24 protein-coding genes and 1 other RNA gene are annotated in these 21,111 nt (G+C 56.3%); 13 read left to right on the plus strand and 12 right to left on the minus strand.

The window, feature by feature from the left end:
* Nucleotides 1–200: 200 nt before the first annotated feature.
* The 5 genes from B7444_RS01145 to B7444_RS01165 form a co-directional block, all read right to left on the minus strand.
* Entirely contained in the window at nt 201–1,016 is an 816-nt protein-coding gene (locus tag B7444_RS01145; RefSeq protein ID WP_007284669.1) for a TIGR00282 family metallophosphoesterase, read from the minus strand.
* A gap of 3 nt (nt 1,017–1,019) precedes the next feature.
* Nucleotides 1,020–1,601, minus strand: coding sequence for a 5-formyltetrahydrofolate cyclo-ligase (locus B7444_RS01150; RefSeq protein WP_007284668.1), 582 nt, complete (start codon nt 1,599–1,601; stop codon nt 1,020–1,022).
* Nucleotides 1,588–1,744, minus strand: a non-coding RNA gene (gene ssrS, locus B7444_RS01155) — 6S RNA. Before ssrS ends, B7444_RS01150 begins: the two co-directional genes overlap by 14 nt.
* Nucleotides 1,745–1,791: 47 nt before the next feature.
* Complete coding sequence (locus B7444_RS01160; RefSeq protein ID WP_007284667.1) at nt 1,792–2,136, minus strand: cell division protein ZapA; 345 nt, start codon at nt 2,134–2,136, stop codon at nt 1,792–1,794.
* Nucleotides 2,137–2,139: 3 nt separating this feature from the next.
* A complete protein-coding gene (locus B7444_RS01165) occupies nt 2,140–2,355 on the minus strand; it encodes a hypothetical protein (protein ID WP_231502764.1) in 216 nt (71 codons plus the stop codon).
* Nucleotides 2,356–2,394: 39 nt separating this feature from the next.
* Between B7444_RS01165 and B7444_RS01170 the strand changes: the two genes are divergently transcribed.
* Together B7444_RS01170 and B7444_RS01175 are read left to right on the plus strand one after the other, a co-directional pair.
* Nucleotides 2,395–2,802: a hypothetical protein gene (locus tag B7444_RS01170; RefSeq protein WP_224777764.1), complete on the plus strand. Its 408-nt coding sequence runs from the start codon at nt 2,395–2,397 to the stop codon at nt 2,800–2,802.
* A 32-nt stretch (nt 2,803–2,834) separates the two neighbouring features.
* Complete coding sequence (locus B7444_RS01175; RefSeq protein WP_007284664.1) at nt 2,835–3,413, plus strand: thiamine phosphate synthase; 579 nt, start codon at nt 2,835–2,837, stop codon at nt 3,411–3,413.
* An 18-nt stretch (nt 3,414–3,431) separates the two neighbouring features.
* On the opposite strand, the gene B7444_RS01180 is transcribed toward B7444_RS01175, so the two are convergent.
* The 3 genes from B7444_RS01180 to epmA form a co-directional block, all read right to left on the minus strand.
* Entirely contained in the window at nt 3,432–4,163 is a 732-nt protein-coding gene (locus B7444_RS01180) for a fasciclin domain-containing protein (RefSeq protein WP_007284663.1), read from the minus strand.
* Nucleotides 4,164–4,219: 56 nt separating this feature from the next.
* A complete protein-coding gene (locus B7444_RS01185) occupies nt 4,220–4,630 on the minus strand; it encodes a hypothetical protein (RefSeq protein ID WP_048855106.1) in 411 nt (136 codons plus the stop codon).
* A 98-nt stretch (nt 4,631–4,728) separates the two neighbouring features.
* On the minus strand, nt 4,729–5,733 hold the full coding sequence (gene epmA / locus B7444_RS01190) for an EF-P lysine aminoacylase EpmA (RefSeq protein ID WP_035729142.1): 1,005 nt from the start codon (nt 5,731–5,733) through the stop codon (nt 4,729–4,731).
* A 51-nt stretch (nt 5,734–5,784) separates the two neighbouring features.
* On the opposite strand from epmA, the gene B7444_RS01195 reads away from it, so the two are divergent.
* A complete protein-coding gene (locus B7444_RS01195; protein WP_007282877.1) occupies nt 5,785–6,831 on the plus strand; it encodes a lysine-2,3-aminomutase-like protein in 1,047 nt (348 codons plus the stop codon).
* A 49-nt stretch (nt 6,832–6,880) separates the two neighbouring features.
* Here the strand turns inward: B7444_RS01195 and B7444_RS01200 are convergent, their stop codons facing one another.
* On the minus strand, nt 6,881–7,195 hold the full coding sequence (locus tag B7444_RS01200) for a carboxymuconolactone decarboxylase family protein (protein WP_007282876.1): 315 nt from the start codon (nt 7,193–7,195) through the stop codon (nt 6,881–6,883).
* 215 nt (nt 7,196–7,410) lie between these two features.
* Here B7444_RS01200 and efp point away from each other — a divergent pair, with 215 nt between their 5' ends.
* The 7 genes from efp (at nt 7,411) to B7444_RS01235 (ending at nt 15,075) form a co-directional block, all read left to right on the plus strand.
* Entirely contained in the window at nt 7,411–7,977 is a 567-nt protein-coding gene (gene efp, locus B7444_RS01205; RefSeq protein WP_007282875.1) for an elongation factor P, read from the plus strand.
* A 2-nt stretch (nt 7,978–7,979) separates the two neighbouring features.
* Nucleotides 7,980–8,807, plus strand: coding sequence for an inositol monophosphatase family protein (locus B7444_RS01210; RefSeq protein WP_007282874.1), 828 nt, complete (start codon nt 7,980–7,982; stop codon nt 8,805–8,807).
* Nucleotides 8,808–8,866: 59 nt separating this feature from the next.
* Nucleotides 8,867–9,613, plus strand: coding sequence for an OmpA family protein (locus tag B7444_RS01215; RefSeq protein WP_231502765.1), 747 nt, complete (start codon nt 8,867–8,869; stop codon nt 9,611–9,613).
* A gap of 17 nt (nt 9,614–9,630) precedes the next feature.
* The gene (locus B7444_RS01220) at nt 9,631–10,779 is read left to right on the plus strand and encodes a hypothetical protein (protein WP_007282872.1); all 1,149 of its coding nucleotides are present in this window, start codon (nt 9,631–9,633) and stop codon (nt 10,777–10,779) included.
* 3 nt (nt 10,780–10,782) lie between these two features.
* Entirely contained in the window at nt 10,783–11,784 is a 1,002-nt protein-coding gene (locus B7444_RS01225; protein WP_007282871.1) for a peptidoglycan -binding protein, read from the plus strand.
* Nucleotides 11,785–11,868: 84 nt separating this feature from the next.
* A complete protein-coding gene (gene lepA / locus B7444_RS01230; RefSeq protein WP_007282870.1) occupies nt 11,869–13,671 on the plus strand; it encodes a translation elongation factor 4 in 1,803 nt (600 codons plus the stop codon).
* A 9-nt stretch (nt 13,672–13,680) separates the two neighbouring features.
* A complete protein-coding gene (locus B7444_RS01235) occupies nt 13,681–15,075 on the plus strand; it encodes a glycosyltransferase family 2 protein (protein WP_007282869.1) in 1,395 nt (464 codons plus the stop codon).
* Here the strand turns inward: B7444_RS01235 and B7444_RS01240 are convergent.
* Nucleotides 15,065–15,592, minus strand: a complete 528-nt coding sequence (locus B7444_RS01240) for a biliverdin-producing heme oxygenase (protein ID WP_035729146.1) — start codon at nt 15,590–15,592, stop codon at nt 15,065–15,067. The two genes, B7444_RS01235 and B7444_RS01240, sit on opposite strands and share 11 nt — an antisense overlap.
* Nucleotides 15,593–15,702: 110 nt before the next feature.
* Here B7444_RS01240 and B7444_RS01245 point away from each other — a divergent pair, with 110 nt between their 5' ends.
* From B7444_RS01245 to B7444_RS01255, 3 genes are all read left to right on the plus strand, one after another.
* Complete coding sequence (locus tag B7444_RS01245) at nt 15,703–17,817, plus strand: AsmA family protein (RefSeq protein ID WP_035729147.1); 2,115 nt, start codon at nt 15,703–15,705, stop codon at nt 17,815–17,817.
* Between the two features lie 83 nt (nt 17,818–17,900).
* Nucleotides 17,901–19,232, plus strand: coding sequence for an NCS2 family permease (locus B7444_RS01250; protein WP_007282865.1), 1,332 nt, complete (start codon nt 17,901–17,903; stop codon nt 19,230–19,232).
* Nucleotides 19,233–19,282: 50 nt separating this feature from the next.
* Nucleotides 19,283–20,065, plus strand: a complete 783-nt coding sequence (locus tag B7444_RS01255) for a hypothetical protein (protein ID WP_007282864.1) — start codon at nt 19,283–19,285, stop codon at nt 20,063–20,065.
* 133 nt (nt 20,066–20,198) lie between these two features.
* Here the strand turns inward: B7444_RS01255 and B7444_RS01260 are convergent, their stop codons facing one another.
* Both B7444_RS01260 and B7444_RS01265 read right to left on the minus strand, forming a co-directional pair.
* Nucleotides 20,199–20,678, minus strand: coding sequence for a hypothetical protein (locus B7444_RS01260; RefSeq protein WP_007282863.1), 480 nt, complete (start codon nt 20,676–20,678; stop codon nt 20,199–20,201).
* A gap of 11 nt (nt 20,679–20,689) precedes the next feature.
* Entirely contained in the window at nt 20,690–21,034 is a 345-nt protein-coding gene (locus tag B7444_RS01265) for a hypothetical protein (protein WP_007282862.1), read from the minus strand.
* Between the last annotated feature and the right edge of the window lie 77 nt (nt 21,035–21,111).

Below are 21,111 nucleotides of genomic sequence, written 5' to 3' on the forward strand. Positions count from 1 at the left end.
CCAAGAAGGCCCCGCCGCGTCGGTGAACGGGCTTATAAGACCACTCCCCAACACTGTCAAACAATCATCATATCAAAGTTATCCACAGAAAATAAGGCGGGAAACCAGGGGAAAATGAAGAAATCCACCTTTTCCACCCTTTTATCTCCCTGAAAAAACTTCCTTTTTCTGCGTTTTTTCTTAAAAATCTCTGTCCACACTCAGAAATCCGGCCAGTTAGGCGCCAGATGCCCCCCCATTCTCAGGGGAGCGACCTTTGTCGCCAATCCGGTGGCGTCATTTGTTTCCACCAACAACCCACACACCGTCGCCTCCCCTTCCGCTGGCTGCGGGCGCTCTCCGGGAATTTTCCTGACCAGCTTGTGGAGAGCTGCTTCCTTTCCCATCCCGATCACGCTGTCGTAGTCACCGCACATTCCGGCATCCGTCTGATATGCCGTACCCTTTGGCAGAATACGGTGGTCCGCCGTTGGAACATGTGTGTGCGTCCCAACCACAAGAGACACCCGACCATCAAAGTACTGACCGAAGCCCATTTTCTCGCTGGTGGCTTCTGCATGGATATCAATGATGATCGCATTCACGGTCATACCGAGCCGATGTCGCGAGAGGAGTTCACTCACAACGCGAAACGGGTCATCCAGCGGGTCCATGAAGATACGCCCCATCACATTGATGACGAGCGCACGACGTCCGCGCTCTAGATCAATAATATAACTCCCCTGCCCCGGCGTACCGGCGGGATAGTTAATAGGCCGAACAATGTTGGGCATCTGATTGATATGCCCGATCATGTCCCGCCGATCCCAGGCATGGTTTCCTAGTGTAATGACATCCACCCCAGCAGATATGAGACTTCTGGCAATATCGGGGGACAGACCATAACCGTGTGAAGCGTTCTCACCATTCACGACCACAAGATCCAGAGCCAGCTTTTTGCGCCACTCTGGCAAATTGCGGGTAATCGCTTCACGTCCGCTACGACCTACAACGTCACCCAAAAACAGAAGTCTCAACAGTCAGCCTTTCGAGTTATGGAAACCTGTCTCAATCGTCTCTTTTTCAGTGACGATAACAGACAGTGGAATATCGTATGGTCCCGCTGGAAGGGCTTCCATTTCCTGCGTGGAAAACCCGTAGCCAATTGCAGGCACCTTCAACTGAGCAAGAGTACGGTCGTAGTAACCGCCCCCATAGCCCAGACGGTAACCCGCTCGGTCAAATGCCAGAAATGGAACCAGAACAAGGTCAGGAATGACCACCGGACCGTCTGGATAAGACGTACCAAAACGGCCCTCACACATAGGAACACCCTCTTTCCATTCCCGAAAGATGAGCGGATTTCCTTTGGGGGTCGTTTCCGGAAGCCCTATACGGCGGCCAGCTTCCACCAACTGGAAACAGAGCGGCCGTAAGTCAATTTCTCCGGGAAGCGGCCAGACAGCCCCAATAACAGAAGCACTATGAGCTTCTATGACGTTACGCAGACGAAGCAGAAGCGCAGCTTCTGTGTCTCGAGCCGTGGCATCCCTCCGTTCGGTCATCTGCCGGCGGAGTTCTTTTTTCTGGAGATCGAGAGAAGAAATCTGTGGAGCCGCCAAAGCCGTTGGTCTTTTCAGCCCTCCTAGACCTGCAAGTGCAGGTGGGCACCGGTTAACGTGACCAGGGCCACGACAGAGCCAGTTCCCGTAGGAATGCTTATCGGCCCGGGGGTTGATTTGCCTGACGCACCAGGCAGCTCCGAACTACATATTAGACAGTGCAGGGAGATATTCAACGACAATCGCAAAATCACTCAGACGTTTCGAGTGCACCCGCCAGTTCTTCCGCGCGCTGCGCCAGTTGAGCCAGACGCTCCTGTCGAGCTTCCGCTATGCGAAGTGCTGCCTTCGCTTCTTCCACCGTAGCAAGCATATCATCCGGAAGAGGGCGGCGTTTGAGTTCAAAAATCTCATCTGCCATGAGCAGCGCAGCCATCATGAGAGTCTTGGATTCACTGGCAGCGCCGCCCAGCGTGCGGGCCCGTTGCAACCAGCTCTCGACCTGCCGTGCCATCGCGTAAAGGTGATGCTCTTCGCCGTCCTGACAGCCGACACTGTACACATATCCGTTCAAACGGATGGAGACCTGCGCCATGGGTTATTCGCCTTTCCGTTCGAGAATACCGCGGATACGAACACAGAGCGCATCAATATTTGCAGCAATTTCAGGAAGATCGGGGGCAGAACGCGCTTCACGTTCACGCTCTTCCCGGGCACGGGCCTGCTGTTCCATCGCACTGGCAATCCGCACCATTGCTTCCTCAAGACGATCAATAGTCTTATCGTCCTGCAGATATCCTGCCTGCTCGCTCAAAATGCGTTCTTCCCGTTCCTGCCATGACGTGCCGATGAAATGACCGACACACATCCTACTGGACTGTCTCTTCAGGAAAGACCTGAACCCCTCATCAGGTCAAGCACCTCTCAGCCTTTGACGAAGCCGGTCTTCGTCATTTCCCGTCAGGCTGACATGACAAACCTGAAGACACGCCATCCCCTCCCGTTCCTTGCCATGTCACCGATGGGGGCGGGAAACAGTTTCGGCGTCCCCTGGTGGCTACAGGTTGTCGAGGAAGAGCGCTCAGCATCCATTCTTGATTGCGGGGCCTCTGCGGCCCTGGCCCGCCTTGCACTTCTGGCTGGAATCGGATGGGTCGTATGCAGGGCATCGCCCGGGCAATTGAAAGCCTTGTATTCGGACGAACTCCATCGAGAGCGAATTCTCACGGAGGTGCCACAAATCACCCCTTGGCCCCGCTAGCCTGAACCTCCTGAATCTGCGACACTCACTCCATGATACCCTGCGACTTTTACCCCGTTCTTCCAGCCAATTTTGATGCGACCGTACTTTTTGACACTCTGCCTGCGCTTCTGGCGCATTCAGAAGTCACGGCCCTGCGCCTTCCGGCAACGCACACACTGGATAAACCGCAGTTTTCCAGACTGTTGGCGCTCCTGCATGACAACGATGTCGCCTTGATGCTTGATGTGCCGGACGGGGTTTCCACTCTTTCCGCCGATCTTCTGAAAGTAGCGGACGGGTTGCATGCCCCTTCAGCAGACAGCCTGCCGCCCCTCCGCAAACTGGCTGGTGACAACATTCAAATCGGATGTCTCTGCCAGAGCCGCGATGAAGCCATGCTGGCTGGTGAACGAGGCGCTGACTACATTGCTTTTGCTGTAGAGCACACAGACATGATCCGGTGGTGGACGTCTGTCATGGAGTTGCCTGCCGTAGCGGAGAATGTTCAGACAGTGGAGGAAGCTGCCACTGCAACCGCAGCTTCTGCAGACTTCCTTGCGATACCACTTAAACTCGACGGAACTGACGAGACGCTGATCTCCAGCCTCCTCGCCAGACTCCAGGGCTGATCGAGCCTCCCTGTTTCTTCAGCGGGAAACAGGGATCAGGGCATCCTGCGTGAAGTACAGAACGCCGTTTGATTGCGGGAAAGAGTGACCCCAAAGACGCGTTGTCTGACCCGCAGGATTATTCAGCAGAATTGCACCCGTCTGCGGTTCGACGTGAACGCTCAGGATATCTCCATACAGCGTCTTCAGACCAATCCCCTGCCCGTGACGCCGAGCAATGGTCTTGCGAATGGTCTTTTCATCCCAGTGACCTGAAACAATCGTATATCCCAGAATATGGGTCAGTTGCCCGCGCATCGCAGGCGCCATCAGGCCGCCTGGCCAGCGGCTGGAGAGCTTTTCCATCGCTTCGTTGGGAATGGCGAATACCGTGATGGGCCCCGGTCCCGTAATCCACGGCACAAGCCCGACCGCCCGAAGAGCAGCCATATAGTTTGCAAGCTCGATAGAAGCGCCGATGTTTTCATCCAAAGGACGATCATCATAGGATGGCGTAGCTGGCCGCTGATAGGCAACTGGCGTACTGGGTTCATTGTTTTTGGGCTCGACAAACGCTTTGGCCACGGCGTCAGGTATGTAGGACATGGACGTTTTGGCAGGCGTCTCGAAGCTGTCCTGATAATTGTGCGACCAGTCCGTTCCGTGACAGCCTGCCAGAGCAAGCCCCAGAAAAAGACTTCCCCCCAGCTTCAGACCCGAAGCCCTGGACTTGCCACTGAGGATAGAAGGAAATCCGAATCGCACCTGCATGTCTTGGTCACACCGTCTTACTGAAGATGATGTGACCATAGACCAGGAAAATGATTTCAGCACCCGTCCCCGCGCATGGTCCATCCTACGACGTGACCAGTGACGAGTTCAAAAGTCGTCTGGCAGGTGGTGTTGTAATAGGTGGAGGGGAAACCGCCGCCCCAGCCACCACCCCAACCGCCGGGTCCGCCCCAGCCGCCACCCCAGCCACCCCAGCCAGGTCCACCCCAGCCGCCACCCCAGCCCCAGCCGCCGCCGCCCGAATACTGGGTTTCGTTCTCGATATAGGCGAGAAAGGAGTGACCTTCGGTTTGGTAGCTTCTGCTCGGCACGCCAAACTGACGAACGACATCGACTTCGGATTTTCCGACCATGCCGTCGAGAACCTGACGCTGCTGGAGGGTAGGCACCTCACAGGCAGACAGAGCCAGAAGTGCGACGACGGAAAGCAGTTTTGCCTTTTTCATTTTCTTTGTCCCCGGCTGGATGCGCAGCGCAGATATAATCTTCAGCACGATGTTTTAACCCGTTTGGCATAAGAAACGGATTAAAACTCCTGCAAGTTTCAAAACGACTGACCCAACCACAAAATGTCACGGATTTTCGGCGCTCCTGTTGCCAGCAGAACCAGACGATCAAATCCCAGTGCGATACCGGAGCATGATGGCATATCTGGCAAGGCAGTCAAAAAAGCTTTATCAAGCGGCCAGTCCTGATCCGGGGAAAACTCCAGACGTCGTTGACGATCTGCCTCAAAACGCTGGCGCTGCTCGACAGGGTCCGTCAGTTCTTCGAACGCATTCGCCAGTTCGATGCCGCCAATATAGAGTTCAAACCGGAGCGCCGCACGCTTATCGGCGGGGTCACGTTTGGCCAGTGCTGCCTGTTCCGCTGGCCAGTGCGTGAGGAAAGTCGGCCGCTCACGCCCGATCACTGGCTCGATACGCTCAAGAAGCAGGCGGAAAAACAGGTCTTCCCAGCTTTCCCCGTCCCGCAGACTGACTTTCGCCTGACGGGCAAGCGCTTCGGCATCCCCCGCCGTTTCAAGCAGATCAGCTCTAACGTAACGCGCAAAAGCATCCTGCATCGTCAGGCGCTCAAAAGGCTCCGTCACCGGAATTAGAACACCATCACGATAAACCTGATCCGGCAGAAGCGCGCGTACAAAGTCTTCGGTTTCGTCCATCAATGCATCAAGATCAGCGCCAGGCGCATACCATTCCAGCATCGTAAATTCGGGTACATGCGTGGCACTCATCTCTCCATTTCGCCAAACGCGCGCGAGTTGGAAGATGGGCAGACCAGTCGCTGCGATGATCCGCTTCATGGCAAATTCGGGACTGGTATGCAGGAAACGCACCTCACGCGAGCCATCCGCATGTTCCAGTTCAGTCCGAAAACACCGCAGATGAACTTCTTCGCCAGGCACAGGCACCGCGTAAGGTGTGTCGACGTCCAGATATCCCCGATCATCGAAGAATTTCCGTGTGGCCTGCACCATCTGGGCCCGACGACGCAGGAGCGGCAGACGTTCGGCAATCCTGTCCGGATCGGAAGAAGAATGGGTCATCGGAGCGAGTTCCTGTTGCAACACACGGCCAGCCAGCGTTAGAGCCACCACATGCACGATACGGTCAAGACCTCTCCGAAGCGGCGCGTCCTGCGTACGCCGTCCGATCTGATTCAGGCCGGCCTCGTCCCGGAAGCCGAACGCAGCACGCTGGATGCTGTCGCCAGCCAGTTTGCAACGGCGATCCCGCCTGCGTTTCAGGCCCTGATTGAAAGGCCGGATGATCCGATCGGCAGGCAGGTCATCCCGAATGAACGCGAACTCTCCACACAGCCCTACGAAACCCTGGATCCGATCGGAGACGATGCGCTTTCTCCAATCAAGGGAATCGTGCACCGTTATGAAGATCGTGCGCTTCTCAAGCCCCTTCTGATCTGCCCCCTGTATTGCCGTTTCTGCTTCCGGCGGGAGCATGTCGGCCCGGATGGTGGATTGCTGAGTGATACCGAACTTGAGCAGGCCCTGGACTGGGTCAGAACCCATCCCGCCATCCGCGAAATCATTCTGACAGGCGGTGACCCGTTAATGCTGGCTCCCAGACGGCTGAAACATATCGTTCAGTCACTGTCAGCTATCCCGCATATCGAGACGATCCGCATCCATTCCCGCGTCCCGGTAGCCGATCCAGCCCGGATTACGCCCGAACTTCTGGATGCCATGGAAACGGACCGGGCCATGTGGGTCGTCGCCCACATCAATCACGCCCGGGAGATGACGACCGAAGCACGTACTGCCATTCGGTCCATTCTTGCACGTGCGATACCCGTCCTGTCCCAGTCCGTTCTGCTGCGCGGCGTGAATGATACGGAAGAGTCTCTTGAAGCCCTGCTCCGGGCGTTGGTGACGGCACGGGTCAAACCCTATTATCTGCATCATCTGGATGCAGCCCCCGGTACCAGCCATTTCCACGTCCCCGTTGAGGAAGGACGAGCCCTGCTTGCCCGTCTGCGTGGACGGGTTACCGGCCTTGCCTGGCCGACTTATGTCCTCGACATTCCGGGCGGCAAAGGAAAAGTGCCTCTCGGGCCAGACTATCTGATGACGGGGGAAGATGGAAAAGTCCGCTCTCCAAAGGGCGAGATCTCCTCCTTTACATAAGGCAGGTGAAACCGGACGGCGCAAACTCCCGTCCGGTCAGAAAAAATTTTCAGCCTTCGGTCTTTGGAAACAGGTGTGTGGCGTGCGTAACAGCCCCACCCGCACGGATTGCTGCAGCCACGAGGGCGATTTCCGCCAGTTGGGCATCCGTCGCACCGGCATCCCGTGCAGCTTTGCCATGCAGCTCAATACAGTAAGGACATTGTGTCGTCAGGGCGACAGCCACAGCCGCGAGCTGTTTGGTCAAGGCGCTGACAGCCCCGTCTTCGAAAGCCGCACGGTCAAACTTCCAGAACGCGTCCATGCCTTCGCTGGCATTGGCTTCCAGATGCGGAATGCGGGAAAGATTCTTCATGTCGTACATAGAGGGAGCCTCCAGTTGCATGCCCCGCCTGCACGACAGGGTCTGACGAGTACCATGAACGCGTCCGGTGCATGCCCCAAGAGGGCGGTACTTCACACTTTCCTGAGCCATTCCGGTCAATGAAGCCGCCTTGCGCCTTGCCGACCTCCCCCCTGCGGCGCTAGAAGCCCACAAGACGTGATAAAAAACCCACCATTGCAGGGTCAGGACACACCATGAAGCAACAAGCCAACCTTATCCGCGCTGGCCAGGTCATCGAGCATGGCGGCCGCCGCTGGACGGTTCTCAAGCAGCAGATCATCACCCCGGGTAAGGGTGGCGCTTTCATTCAGGTTGAAATGCGCGACCTGAACACCGGCAACAAGACCAACGAGCGCTGGAGAACGGCTGACAGCGTCGAGCGTCTGATGACGGAAGACAAGGACTACACCTACTCCTACATGGACGGTGAAAATGTTGTCCTGATGGATCCGGTGACCTTCGAGCAGCTGATTCTGCCCCAGGACATCTTCGGTGACCAGTTCGCTTTCCTTCAGGACAACATGGCCCTGAACGTGAAGCTGGTTGAAGGCGACCCGGTTGGTGTTGAACTGCCGCCGCACGTCACGCTCGAAATCACGGAAGCCGATCCGGTCGTGAAGGGCCAGACGGCCTCTTCTTCCTACAAGCCGGCTGTCCTGTCCAACGGCGTCAAGACGATGGTTCCTCCTTTCATTGAAGCTGGCGAGCGCATCGTTGTCCGTACGGATGATGCGTCCTACGTCGAGCGCGCCAAGGACTGATCATGCGTCTTTCCCCGCACATGGCCGTCATGCAGAACGCAGCGCAGAAGGCAGCACGCCGCCTGCTCCGCGATTTTGCAGAGGTCGAGCAGCTTCAGGTCAGCATCAAGGGTCCGGGAGATTTCGTTTCCCAGGCCGACCTGCGTGCAGAAACCATCATCCGCGAAGAACTCGCCCGCGCACGTCCAGGCTATGCCTTCCTCATGGAAGAAACAGGCGCTTCGGGCGGGGATAACTGGACGTGGCGCTGGATCGTCGATCCGCTGGATGGCACGACGAACTTCCTGCACGGCATTCCGCACTGGGCCATTTCCATTGGTCTCCAGCGTCGCCTGCCGGACGGTAGCGTCGAACTGGTTTGTGGTCTGGTCTACAACCCGGCTGCCAATGAGATGTTCTGGGCCGAAAAGGGCATCGGCGCCTTCGTAAACGAACGCCGCCTCCGCGTCTCCGCACGCCGGAACATGCAGGAAGCCGTATTCGCCACGGGTATTCCGTTCGCCAAGGTTCCGGGCAGCCAGCGTATGCCGTTCGCCCGCGTTCTCGGCGCCCTCATGCCGCAGGTTGCAGGAATCCGTCGCTTCGGCGCGGCTGCCCTTGATCTCGCATGGGTCGCCGCTGGCCGTTACGAAGGCTACTGGGAATTCGGCATCAAGCCGTGGGACTGTGCTGCTGGCCTGCTGATCGTGCGTGAAGCCGGTGGCCATGCCACCGATCCGGACGGCAAGGAACTTCATGACCTTGATGACGACGTCAACGTTGTCGCTGGAAATGCCCAGTTGCATGGCACATTGCGCGCCATCGTCCACGAAGCTCTGAACCGGGAGTAACCGGAAGTCACTCCCGCCCCATTGCGGGAGGATGGAACGCTCGGTTAGGATCAGGCCATATGTACAGGCCGATCCTAACCTCCCTCTCAGTGGCGGCCGCTCTGGCCTGCCTTCAGCCCTCCGGGGCACATGCTCAGGTCTCCAGCAATCTGGATGATCTGCCTCAGGGCAAACCGGCCTCTGTTGCAAAACCGGCCACCCCGTCCCGTCCCGCTCATCATGCAGCGACGGCTCCCCAGACATCCAAAACGTCTGCCTCGAAAGCACCTGCCTCTCCTGTAAAGGCATCTGCTCCCGCAAAGGCAACCGTACCCGCCGTGCCAGCCGCTCCCCCGCCGCCGGTTGTGCTACCGCCTCCGTTCGTTCCCATTCAGACGCACGCCCCCGTGCCCCCCGCCGACATCAAGCCGGTTGCGGATGCGAAGACCCGCACGGAAATACTTGAAGGTGGCGGAATGCGCATTCTGTTTGCACCGGAAAGTTCTGACCTGAACGATGACAGTCTGAAATCCGTCGTGGCCTACGCAAACACCCTCAGGGACCAGCCCGAGAAACGTATCATCCTGACAGGATATGCGACGCTGCCAGGTGATGACATTTCGATGCCGCGTCGCATTTCTCTTGCACGCGCGCTGGCAATACGCTCCATTTTCATCAACGCAGGCGTTGCAACCACACGTCTCTATCCGCGCGCCATGGGACGTCCTGACAAGAATGACACCAGCCCGGCCGACCGTCTGGATATCGTAACCGAGAGCAATCCCCAGCCTTCCGAATCCGCAACCCCGGCAAGCGGCACGCCATAAGCCAGGAAAGACCCGCCGTGACCCGTCCCACCACATTCCTTCTGCGTATGGGTATCTTCCTTATTGCCGTTGCACTTCTTGCAGCGTCGATGGCGAAGACCCTCCTGAATGCCTTCAATGCCAATCCGAAGCTGGATGCCGTCATTCTGGGCGTTCTAATCCTCGGCATTATCTGGAATCTGAGAGTCGTTCAGCGGCTCATGCCTGAAGTCCAGTGGGTAGAACTGCTCCGCCAGCCCCGGACGGGTCTGGGCACACCCAATCCGCCGAAACTGCTTGCACCAATGGCAAGCATGTTAGCCGCCCGCAGCCGGACGGATCGGCTGACGCTCTCCACCCAAACGACGCAGGCCATGCTCGACAGTCTGTCGTCCCGTCTGGATGAGAGTCGCGAAATCTCGCGCTACATGACGCAGCTGCTAATTTTCCTTGGCCTTCTGGGAACGTTCTACGGCCTGCTGCTGACGGTCAGTTCCATCGCCTCTGTCATCGGTGGCATGTCAGCGGGCAATGGTGATCTGGATGCGATGTTCAACCAGCTCAAGACCGGTCTGGCTGGCCCACTCGCAGGCATGTCTACAGCGTTCTCGGGCTCCATGTTCGGCCTTGCCGGCGCACTGGTTCTCGGCTTTCTGGATCTGACCGCCGGTCAGGCACAGACACGGTTCTTCAATGAACTTGAAGAGTGGCTCGCCGGTCTGACGCGTGTTAGCGGCGGCACAAGCATCGACAGCGATGGCGCGCCAATTCCGGCTTATGTTCAGGCACTCCTTGAGCAAACCGCCGAAAATCTGGAAACACTTCAGAATGCCGTCTCCCGCAGTGAAGAAGGCCGCGTCCGTGAAGTACAGCTTCTGGACAGCTTGCAGGAACGTCTTCGTGGCATGACCGAACTGCTGAAAGCCAATCAGCAGATCATGGCTCGGACGGCGGAAACAAATGCTGCCCTCGTGCCGCTCCTGCGTCAGATGGGTGAAGAGGGTCAGCCAGGCTCGCAGGGCACGCCATTGCTGCGCATTGAAAGCCATCTCTCCCGCCTCGTGGAAGAACTGCATCAGGGTCGTGCCCAGACCATTGGCGAAATCCGCAACGATTTGCGGGTTCTGGCGCGGACAATCGCGGCAGCCTCAGGCAACACGACCGGCACTTCCAGCAGGCAGGACTGACCCATGGCCCGGCGCAGACGCGGACCCAACAACGCCCTGGATGCCTGGCCCGGCTATGTGGACGCCCTGTCCACGTTGCTGATGGTCGTAACATTCGTTCTTCTGGTTTTTGTTGTGGGGCAGCAGTTCCTGTCCGTCTCCCTGATGCGGCGCGAACACACACTGGATGCCCTGCAAAAGCAATTGGCCGAACTGTCGCACATGCTCTCCATGACGGAGGACAAGAACAAGTCCCTGAATGCGACTGTCGCCAGTCTGGCCAATGACAAACAGAAAAACGAAGACCAGCTTAAGGCCCTCGCGGGCCAGATGGCTCTGCTGAACGGTCAGCTTCAGTCCAAGGATCAGGCACTGGCATCAGCCGACAGCGCCAGTCAGCAGCAGAATACCAAGATCTCGGATCTTCAGGCGCAGATTGAAGAACTGACGCGCCAGCTCCAGGCCATCAGCAATGCCCTGGATATCGAAAAGAAGAACGAGACCGCGAAAGACACTCAGATACAGGATCTGGGCAACAAGCTGAACATTGCCCTCGCTGACAAGGTCAACCAGCTCAAACGCTATCGTTCGGAATTCTTTGGCCGTCTGCGGGATATCCTGAAGAACCAGAAAGGCGTGAATGTTGTCGGAGACCGTTTTGTCTTCCAGTCAGAAATTCTTTTCCCTCAGGGAAGCGCCGATCTGACCGCAGAAGGCAAAAAAGAAATCACAACGCTAGCCAAAACCTTCAAGCAGGTTTCTTCAACTATTCCGGCAGATATTCCATGGATTCTGCGCATTGACGGACATGCTGACAAACAGCCGATCCACAGTGCTTTTCCGAGCAACTGGGAACTGTCGTCCGAGCGTGCCATTACGGTCGTGAAGCTCCTGGTCTCGGAAGGGATCGACCCCCGCCATCTGGCTGCTACCGGCTTTGCTGACTACCAGCCGCTTGACGCGGCCAACACTCCAGCGGCATACGCCCGCAACCGCAGGATCGAGTTCCGTCTGACGGATCGCTGATCCCTTTTGACCTGCCTTTGGAAAAAGGCAGGTTTCCCCGCAGGTCTGCTGACATTCCTGCCAGAATCCCGTATGTAACCTGCCATGACCGACACCCCGCTCTCCCTCATCCGCAATTTCTCGATCATCGCGCATATCGACCACGGCAAGTCCACGCTTGCTGACCGGCTGATTCAGGCCTGTGGCGCGCTTACCGAGCGCGAGATGAAAGCTCAGGTCCTCGATTCGATGGAGCTGGAGCAGGAACGCGGCATCACCATCAAGGCGCAGACCGTGCGCCTCACCTACCCGGCCAAGGACGGCAAGGTTTACACGCTGAACCTCATGGATACTCCGGGCCATGTTGACTTCGCCTATGAAGTCAGTCGCTCGCTGGCAGCCTGTGAAGGCTCCTTGCTGGTCGTAGATGCTTCGCAAGGTGTGGAAGCGCAGACGCTGGCCAACGTTTATCAGGCTATCGATGCCAACCACGAAATCGTTCCCGTCCTGAACAAGATCGACCTTCCAGCCGCAGAGCCGGAACGCGTCCGGGCACAGATTGAAGAAGTCATCGGTATTCCTGCCGACGATGCCGTGGAAATCAGTGCCAAGACGGGCATCAATATCGAAGGCGTGCTGGAAGCTCTGGTCGAGCGCCTTCCGGCTCCGAAGGGTGACCGCGATGCGCCCCTTCAGGCCCTGCTGGTCGATAGCTGGTATGACCCGTATCTCGGCGTCATTATCCTGATCCGTGTCATGAATGGCACCGTCAAACGTGGTGATCGTATCCGCATGATGCAGGCCGGATCGACCTATCACGTCGATCAGGTCGGTGTGTTCCTGCCGCGCATGACGAACGTGGACGAACTTGGCCCAGGCGAAATGGGCTTCATCAATGCTGCAATCAAAACCGTGGCGGACGTTGCCGTCGGCGATACCATCACCCTTGATCGCAAGCCTGCAGAAAAGACCCTTCCGGGCTTCAAGCCCTCCATCCCGGTTGTGTGGTGTGGCCTCTTCCCGATTGACGCGGACGATTTTGAGAAGCTGCGTGATAGCTTGGGCAAGCTGCGCCTGAATGACGCCTCGTTCCACTTCGAGGCAGAAAGTTCTGCGGCTCTTGGTTTCGGATTCCGTTGCGGGTTCCTTGGACTGCTACATCTGGAAATCATTCAGGAGCGTCTGTCCCGCGAGTTCAATCTGGATCTGATCGCCACCGCGCCGTCCGTCGTTTATCGCATGACGCTGACGAACGGAACGAAGGAAGAGCTTCACAACCCGGCCGACATGCCGGACCCAGCCCTGATCGAAACCATTGAAGAGCCTTGGATCAAGGCCACGATCATGGTGCAGGACGAATATCTGGGCTCCGTACTCACGCTCTGTTCGGAACGTCGCGGTATTCAGGTTGATCTCACCTATGTCGGCAATCGTGCCATGGCCGTCTATCGCCTGCCGCTCAACGAAGTGGTGTTCGACTTCTACGATCGTCTGAAGTCCCTCACCCGCGGTTATGCGTCATTTGATTATCAGGTCGATGGATACGAAGAGAGCGATCTCGTCCGTATTTCCATCCTGGTGAACCATGAACCGGTCGATGCACTGGCATTTGTGGCGCATCGTACGGTTGCCGAGACGCGTGGTCGGGCAATCTGTGGCAAACTCAAGGATCTGATTCCAAAGCAGCTCTTCAAGATCGCCATTCAGGCTGCCATTGGCTCCAAGGTCATTGCGCGTGAAACCATCGGTGCGCTGTCCAAGGACGTGACTGCGAAGTGCTACGGCGGCGATATCTCCCGTAAGCGCAAACTGCTGGACAAGCAAAAAGAAGGCAAGAAACGGATGCGACAGTTTGGTAAAGTCGAAATTCCACAAAGCGCTTTCCTTGCCGCACTTAAAATGGATTGATCCTGCCTTATGTTAAAAACAGCCGCTGTTCTGTTCGTCCATAACGAGGTCGACAACATTGGCTGGTGGATCAGTCATCACAGAGCGATTGGTTTTTCGACACTGATCATCTGTGATGACTACTCTACGGATGGCACATGGACTGTTCTTTCCAGTGCAGCATCTTTTCATGACATTCGTCTTCATCGTTCAAATGCTGATTTTCCCGATCGCCTGGCACGCCAGACCGCGTTTCAGGAAGAGGTCTTCAGTGAAGGTAAAAGCGAATTCGACTGGATGATGATTCTGGCTGCAGACGAATATCTGCATCTTGAAGCTGACATATCTCTCGAACACTTCCTCTCATCCATCCCAGAGGATGTGCAGCCGGTTCACTGGTGTCTCTTTGGATCAAATGGACACGAAGTACCGTCTCCATTTGCGCCGACACAGATTTTCACTCGGCACGCGACACTGGAAACTGCAGATCACCATGTGACCCGAGCCCTGGTTCGGCCAGATCGACATAACGGACAAATCCCGGACCCATTCTCCCGACTGGCTCACGCGCCGGACTGGTCTCGCGCCAGAATCCTGCACTACGCGGCTGGAGATCGGCACAGTTTTCTGAAACGTCAATCGAGTACGACACCGGAAGAGGCTTGGTCTCATTTCAATCGTAATGATGTGCTCGACACATCGGCCCATCGCTGGGTACGGCAGACGCGTCAGTTTGCGGCCTCTATTGTCCAGGCGAGCCTGACAGATCTTTACTGGCAACTCCGTCAGGTCGTAATCCGTAACGATGAAGAGCTACTCGCGAAGCTGGGACTGAGTCCTTCAGTTCTCTTTGAGGATCAGGATTTTTCTTTTCCGGAATTCACGTTCTATGCTTTTGGGCAAGATGCGCAACTGGCTCTGGATCTGGAGACTGAAGATCTTGTAACAGTCGAGACCACCGCGCTCGATACAGCACGTTACGTCCGCTTGCTCCTCATGGTCGAAACCAGCGCGCCAGCCCCTTACCCCGCCTACCTTTTAACAGAGCGCCTCTGTTCAGTATCCTGCCTGAACATAGAGCATTCCCCGTGTCTTCTGCCTACTGTCCCGCTGCAACTGGCCCCTGAAGAGCGCCTTGTTCGGTCTCCGCTGACGGGTCAGAAAGTTGCCCTTCAGACACCCGGCGACGCGCTGCTCAAGCAGGAGCCCTCCACCGAACTGTCCAGGCGCGCTACCGCATTGCGGGTCCTTTGTCAGGACGGCCATTCTCTGGTCGCACTTCTGCGGGGAATCGAAAAACTACCCACCCCAGATGCCGCGGCCCTGGGCTGTGCTATTGCGATGCTCCCCTATGCAGAAGCCAGCCGGCTGGCTAAAGCCTTTCCGGGCCTTGTTCCACTCAATGTTCGCCCCGTCAGCCCCTGACAGCAGCTCTGCGGAAAAGATCAAACGTTGAGCTAACACCGTCCATGACTGACTGACGGTAAATTCGGTCAGCATTCCCCAGGCGGTCTCTCAGAATTTGAAGGAAGGCTGGCCATCCGCCTTTTTCGTGACCTGCGGAAAGATAGGTACGAGGCAGCCCTTCCCCCACTTGGGCAGAAAGCATTTTACCCCCCAGTCGGGATCCTTCCAGAACATACAGAGCACCCAACGTGGCCCCGGCTCCTGAGGGTGGCTGCCAATCCAACTGCTCCGGAAGAGCATGTCCCAACTCGGTCAGATCACGCTGAAGATACACTGTACGCTCTTGCCAGTGCGGCAGATCAGGCGCGCCTTTCAGCCAGCGTTCAACCTGAGGTAAAACGCGCCCATGGGCCTGAAGAAACGCTCCATAGGACGTCGCATCTGACAGGGTGAACCCGGAATAGGCCTGATCAACCTGTTCATGGATGGTACGGCTGACGTTACGCAGTGCTGTCAAAGGGTCGTCTTCACGCATTTTCCGCACTCTTCTGTCCTGCGAGCGAAACTGGCCCGGCTGCAAATCGTATTCATACCAATGCAGTCATATTTCCAATCCTGCCAGACTTTTCATGATGTGGAATTTCAATGGTGAGCGAAACCTCTTCATCCCCCCGATCGGCTGATCCCCGTCGGCATCCCGTCCTCAAAGTGATCGGTGGCCTCTTTGGGGCACTGGCCGTGGGCATCATCGTCCTGGTGATGATCTGGCAGTGGGACTGGTTTGTACCGCTCATCAATCGCAAAGCCTCTGCGGCGCTTCATCGACCGGTCAGCATTGCTCACCTTCATGTCTCGCCAGGTCTCAGAACCAGCGTCACAGTTGATGATCTGAAAATTTCCCAACCTGAGGGGTTTGAAAAAGAAAGCGCAGATTTCGCGTCTGCAAAATTCCTGACAGTCAAGGTAGATGTCTGGCGCTATCTGACCGGACGTGGGCTTTTCATTCCAGTCATCCGCATGGATACACCAAAGGGCGACATCGTTTCCCGGATAAACGGCCAGAACAACTATACATTCGGCGATACGGCTGAAAAGAAAGAGACTTCCTCCTCATCGAATACGACAGCACTCCCAGACATCGGCGAAATCGATATTCAGAATGCCGATGTCCGACTGGCCCTCGCACAGTTAAAAACGGACATGCATGTTCTGGTCCACACAACGCCGCCACAGAACGGCACGAAGGGTAACGTTGTTGTTGATCTGAAAGGTCGTTATGCCCAGGCACCGATCAACGGCCATATCGTTGGCGGAGCCCTGCTATCCCTGACAAAGCCTGCAGAACCGTACCCCATTGATGGCCGCATCGAGAATGGTCCGACTTATGTCACCCTGAAAGGGACGGTTGACGATCCGATGCATTTCAAGGGGACGAAACTGGCCCTCCATTTCGCGGGCCCGGACATGTCATTGCTTTATGGACTGACCGGCGTCCCTATTCCCCACACACCCGCCTATAGCATCACCGGTAATCTCGGTTATTCCGAGAACGCCATCCGCTTCCAGAAATTTGAAGGCAAGATGGGGTCCTCGGATATCGGGGGGGATATCAACGTCAATCCACACCTCAAGCCGCCCTTCGTCGAGGCGGCTCTGCATTCCCACTCGGTTGATCTGGCTGATCTGGGAGGCTTCATCGGCGCCAAGACCGGCGAAGCGAAAAAGACAGCTCCACCCAGCCGTAGCGTTCTGCCTGACCAGAAAATCAATGTTCCCAAGCTGAATGCCGTCAATGCGCATGTCACCTACCATGGCGATCATATCCGCAACAAAGACTGGCCTCTGGACAACATCGACACTGAATTTGAAGTCAGGGACGGTGCCATTGATCTGAAACATCTGGCCTTCGCGACAGGCTCCGGAAAAATCAGTGCGACGGCAACGCTACAACCAACTAAAAACGAACAGTTCCGAACGAAATTCCGTCTGGACGTGTCTCGTCTGCCCCTCTCCCGAATCATGAAAGCCACGGATACTTTCAAGGGTGAAGGAACAATCGGCGGTCATGTTACGCTCACGTCGACCGGCAACTCTGTCGCCTCTCTGGTTGCCAATGGCGATGGCGGCACCACGCTGGTGCTGGATCGCGGTGGCGATGTAACGGCGCTTCTGCCTGATCTGCTGGGGCTCAAACTCGGTTCCGCCGTTCTTTCAGCACTGGGAATTCCAGACCGCTCCAAACTGGAATGCCTCGTGGCGGATATGCCGCTGGACAACGGTATTCTGAAAACGAAGTCCCTGCTGCTTCAGACTGAAACAACCCGTACGACCGGAACAGGCACGGTTAACTTCCATAATGACACGCTTGATTATGCTGTCACCACACGCGCCACCCACCCACAGATCCTGTCCCTGCCCGGCGCGGTTCATATTTTCGGTCCTCTTAACGGTCCCAATATTTTGCCTGGCGCAGAAATGATCGGTCGCGTTGCTGCTTCGGTAGGGCTTGGTGTCCTGTTTCCACCTGCAGCCCTGATCCCAACGATTCAGCTCGGTGTTGGCGAAGGCTCCGCATGTGAGCGCGCGGTTCAGGAAGCCAATACAAATCCGGCCGCAGGGATTGCACCCGGCAGTACGACAGGCGCAGGGGCCAGCAGCGTACCTCATCCTGAAAAACAGGGCGCGGCAGGGAAGCCAGCAAAACACCTGACACCTGCACAAGTCCACAAAGCATGGGCACAAAAATCGAAGCCGAAATGAAAAAACATCAAGGCCCCATGGCGGAATGAACTTTTTTCACTATAGCTGAGCACAATGTTCGTTCCCGCCGGAGTGCCTGATCGTTGCTGTCCACACTCGACCGCTGGTTTCATATTTCCGCCCGCGGCTCCACCATACCCCGTGAGATCATCGCTGGCCTGACGGTCTTCGGGGCCATGGCCTATATCGTCGCCGTCAATCCTTCCATCCTGTCTGAGGCAGGACTGGACCGGCATGATATGGTCATGACCACCATTGCTGGAGCAGTCGCAGGCACCCTGCTGATGGCGCTCTGGGCGAGATTGCCCATTGCGCTTGCTCCGGCCATGAGCAGCAACGTGCTGTTTGCGCAGGTTGTGGTTCAGCAAGCTCATGTAAACCCTCGCACTGCATTTACTGTCGTCCTGTTCAGTGGCCTGTGCTTCACGGCCCTTTCGCTTAGTCAGATCAGACAGCGCATCATTCGTGGTTTTCCGCCCTCAATCGTGCTGGGTATTCAGGTCGCGCTCGGCGCATTCATCGCCCGTATCGGCCTGACGACCGGCGGTATTGCTGTACCTACTGCGCAGGGACTTACCTTTGGATCACTAAGCGACCCATCAGTCCTGCTCAGTCTGGCGGGCGTCCTTCTCTGTGCCGTTCTGGTCGTACTACGTGTTCCAGCCGGACTGCTTCTGGCGATTTCAACCCTGACGGTTGCAGGGCTCTTCATCCATACGGACAAGGGCGCCATCACAACCCTGCCTGCCCATGCTTTAGACTGGCCGCATTATCCCACCAATCTCTTCCTGCCTTTCGATTTTGCAGGTTTCTTTTCCCATCTCGGCCTACTCATTCCGATCACACTTTACTTCCTGATCAGCGACTTCTTCGATGCGACTGCCACAATGATGAGTGTGGCTCATCGCGCAGGGCTGGATGGCACACCGGAAAAACCAGCGCTGGATCACCGGGCTTTTGCCTCTGATGGTGCCGCAAGTATCATTGGTGCCAGCCTTGGGACCTGTACGGTCTCGGCATATGTGGAAAGTCTGGCGGGCGTCGAAGCCGGTGGCCGTACAGGCCTGAGTGCGCTAGTTGTGGCGCTGCTGTTTGCTGTGTCGTCAGTTTTCTGGCCATTAATCACTGCCATTCCGGCAATCGCAACAGCACCCGTTCTGGTGCTGGTCGGACTGAACATGCTCGGAAGTCTGCATCGCGTGGCAGACAATCCGTCTGACGCCATTCCTCCCCTGACGATGCTGCTCATCGCAGGCGTGACAGGCAACTTCATGCTCAGCCTGTCCTGCGGCCTACTCCTTTATACCGGGCTGGCTCTCGTACTTCGCGACTTCAAACGTCTGACGCCGATCGTTCTTGGTCTTGATGTTGCATTTCTTTTCTACATGGTTCTCCAAAGCCATATGGGCGGATAAGACTTTTTACGTTCCCAATTTAAGCCTTTTTTAAGAAGGGCTGGCCCAACATGCACAGCATGAGTGCCAGCCCCCATATTTTTATCGCGACACCCTGCTTCGGCGGATCTGTCACGCAATCCTACATGCAATCCATTATCGGCTGCATGGCGGAAGCTGCTTCCCAAAATATCCGCCTGACGCTGTCTACGCTGGGAAGTGATGCACTAATCACCAGAGCCAGAAATACGCTCCTGCACCAGTTCATGACCATGACGGATGCGAGCCACCTGCTCTTTGTTGACAGCGACATCGGTTTTTCATTTTCAGATATTCAAGCCCTCCTTAACGCTGACAAGCCAGTTATCGGAGGAGCCTACCCACTCAAATCCCATTACTGGGACAAGAACACAGAGCGCTTTCTCGCGTCTGGTGAACCACCGGAAACCGCAAGCCTCCGTTATGTTGGAGATTGTGCGGCTCTTTATAGTGAGAGTACGCGACCGCATGTTGCGCAGGTCTCATATGTCGGAACAGGATTCCTATTGCTGACACGCGCGACCATTCAACGCATGGTGAACGCTTACCCGGACAGTCGCTATCAACGGATTGATGCTCAACAGAGCGGAGACATACCTGCAATTTCCGCTGAACAAACGGACGCGTTTGCACTGTTCGACTGCATGATTGACCCAGAGACACGAACCTATCTGTCAGAAGACTACGCCTTCTGCCGCAGGTGGATCAATATAGGTGGAACAGTCTGGCTGCATCGTGGCCTGGCGCTCTCCCATACTGGACCTGCGACCTTTTGTGGAAATCCTGCAAACCGTATATTGCCGCTTGTTAAATAATTATGGAAATCAATTGAAATAAATCTCTTATTAAGGGCTTGCGCCACTATTCTGTCATAATAAGGCGGTTTAAGATAAGGTCTGCGGTGTCGGGAGCGTGATGCATACAGGTCCCCGGCATCGCTCACCTCATCTATGCCTGCAGCGCTTTCTTGAAAAAGATGACATTCGCTGCAGGATCGGCTGCCCCCAGAACCGTATTGTAATGCACCTTGTGATAACGGCTCAGGACATACGGGTCACTCGCACCCGGTAAGGCCTCTTTCACCCGATAAAACCGAATGCGGGCCATCGCACAGGCATAACGCAGATTTGTCACCATCTGCGCGCTCCGTGGCAGATCCGGGGCCAGCATATCCTCCAGAAGACCACCAAGACGCTTTCCCACTGGAAAACGCAGAAAATTGTTCCAGCAGTCATCGTGCGTTGCGGGTTCCATCTGCCAGAGTCCCAGGGCTGGGCCTCCGCCAACCTGTTTCAGATATGTGCCCCGACTTTCCGCGAGCGCAGTTCCAGTCAGCAGATTAACCGCGACATCTCCTCCGAGTCCCAAGGCTCCCAGAGTTGGTTCAACCACAAGATGCTTGAGCTGTCCGACATCAAGTCCGTTCATAGCCGGCGTCCTCAATGTGTGCTCAGGGAGAGAGCGAAATGCACCATCCCTGTGCCAAGAATGGACGTCGCCAGCGTTACAAGAGCCGTCAGAACCGCTCTCCCACCGATCAGACGGTCCAGCTTTCCATTCACAATCCTGTTACCGTCATCCATCTTGGTCTCAAGAGACTTCATCTGGTCTCGAAGAGAACTGATTTCCTGACGCATTTCCGTGCGGAGCTGTTCATAGCGGTCTGAAAGCCCCCCAGCCACAGTTTCCAACCGCAGAACTCGATCTTCCAGAACCCGCAGCGTGTAAGCACGACGCTCATTTCCTTCAGAAGCCGAGGGGCTCTCGCAGATCTGCTTTTCCATACATCCCCCAAAAACAAAAAAAGCGCCCCGAAGGACGCTTTGTGGCATTGAGCCATAAATATAGAAAAACACTCACA

The sequence above is a fragment of the Gluconobacter thailandicus F149-1 = NBRC 100600 genome, from assembly GCF_000964465.1.
In the GTDB taxonomy this organism is placed as follows: domain Bacteria; phylum Pseudomonadota; class Alphaproteobacteria; order Acetobacterales; family Acetobacteraceae; genus Gluconobacter; species Gluconobacter thailandicus.

Excerpts from the sequence above, each read along its gene's own strand:
- B7444_RS01210 (WP_007282874.1), top strand. The coding sequence starts at position 7,980 with ATGCGTCTTTCCCCGCACATGGCCGTCATGCAGAACGCAGCGCAGAAG.
- B7444_RS01245 (WP_035729147.1), top strand. The coding sequence starts at position 15,703 with ATGGTGAGCGAAACCTCTTCATCCCCCCGATCGGCTGATCCCCGTCGG.
- B7444_RS01255 (WP_007282864.1), top strand. The coding sequence starts at position 19,283 with ATGCACAGCATGAGTGCCAGCCCCCATATTTTTATCGCGACACCCTGC.
- B7444_RS01180 (WP_007284663.1), bottom strand. The coding sequence starts at position 4,163 with ATGCAGGTGCGATTCGGATTTCCTTCTATCCTCAGTGGCAAGTCCAGG.
- B7444_RS01175 (WP_007284664.1), top strand. The coding sequence starts at position 2,835 with ATGATACCCTGCGACTTTTACCCCGTTCTTCCAGCCAATTTTGATGCG.
- B7444_RS01170 (WP_224777764.1), top strand. The coding sequence starts at position 2,395 with ATGACCGACACACATCCTACTGGACTGTCTCTTCAGGAAAGACCTGAA.
- lepA (WP_007282870.1), top strand. The coding sequence starts at position 11,869 with ATGACCGACACCCCGCTCTCCCTCATCCGCAATTTCTCGATCATCGCG.
- B7444_RS01240 (WP_035729146.1), bottom strand. The coding sequence starts at position 15,592 with ATGCGTGAAGACGACCCTTTGACAGCACTGCGTAACGTCAGCCGTACC.
- B7444_RS01200 (WP_007282876.1), bottom strand. The coding sequence starts at position 7,195 with ATGTACGACATGAAGAATCTTTCCCGCATTCCGCATCTGGAAGCCAAT.
- B7444_RS01260 (WP_007282863.1), bottom strand. The coding sequence starts at position 20,678 with ATGAACGGACTTGATGTCGGACAGCTCAAGCATCTTGTGGTTGAACCA.
- B7444_RS01215 (WP_231502765.1), top strand. The coding sequence starts at position 8,867 with ATGTACAGGCCGATCCTAACCTCCCTCTCAGTGGCGGCCGCTCTGGCC.
- B7444_RS01265 (WP_007282862.1), bottom strand. The coding sequence starts at position 21,034 with ATGGAAAAGCAGATCTGCGAGAGCCCCTCGGCTTCTGAAGGAAATGAG.
- epmA (WP_035729142.1), bottom strand. The coding sequence starts at position 5,733 with ATGACCCATTCTTCTTCCGATCCGGACAGGATTGCCGAACGTCTGCCG.
- B7444_RS01185 (WP_048855106.1), bottom strand. The coding sequence starts at position 4,630 with ATGAAAAAGGCAAAACTGCTTTCCGTCGTCGCACTTCTGGCTCTGTCT.
- B7444_RS01235 (WP_007282869.1), top strand. The coding sequence starts at position 13,681 with ATGTTAAAAACAGCCGCTGTTCTGTTCGTCCATAACGAGGTCGACAAC.
- B7444_RS01225 (WP_007282871.1), top strand. The coding sequence starts at position 10,783 with ATGGCCCGGCGCAGACGCGGACCCAACAACGCCCTGGATGCCTGGCCC.
- B7444_RS01160 (WP_007284667.1), bottom strand. The coding sequence starts at position 2,136 with ATGGCGCAGGTCTCCATCCGTTTGAACGGATATGTGTACAGTGTCGGC.
- efp (WP_007282875.1), top strand. The coding sequence starts at position 7,411 with ATGAAGCAACAAGCCAACCTTATCCGCGCTGGCCAGGTCATCGAGCAT.
- B7444_RS01195 (WP_007282877.1), top strand. The coding sequence starts at position 5,785 with ATGCACGATACGGTCAAGACCTCTCCGAAGCGGCGCGTCCTGCGTACG.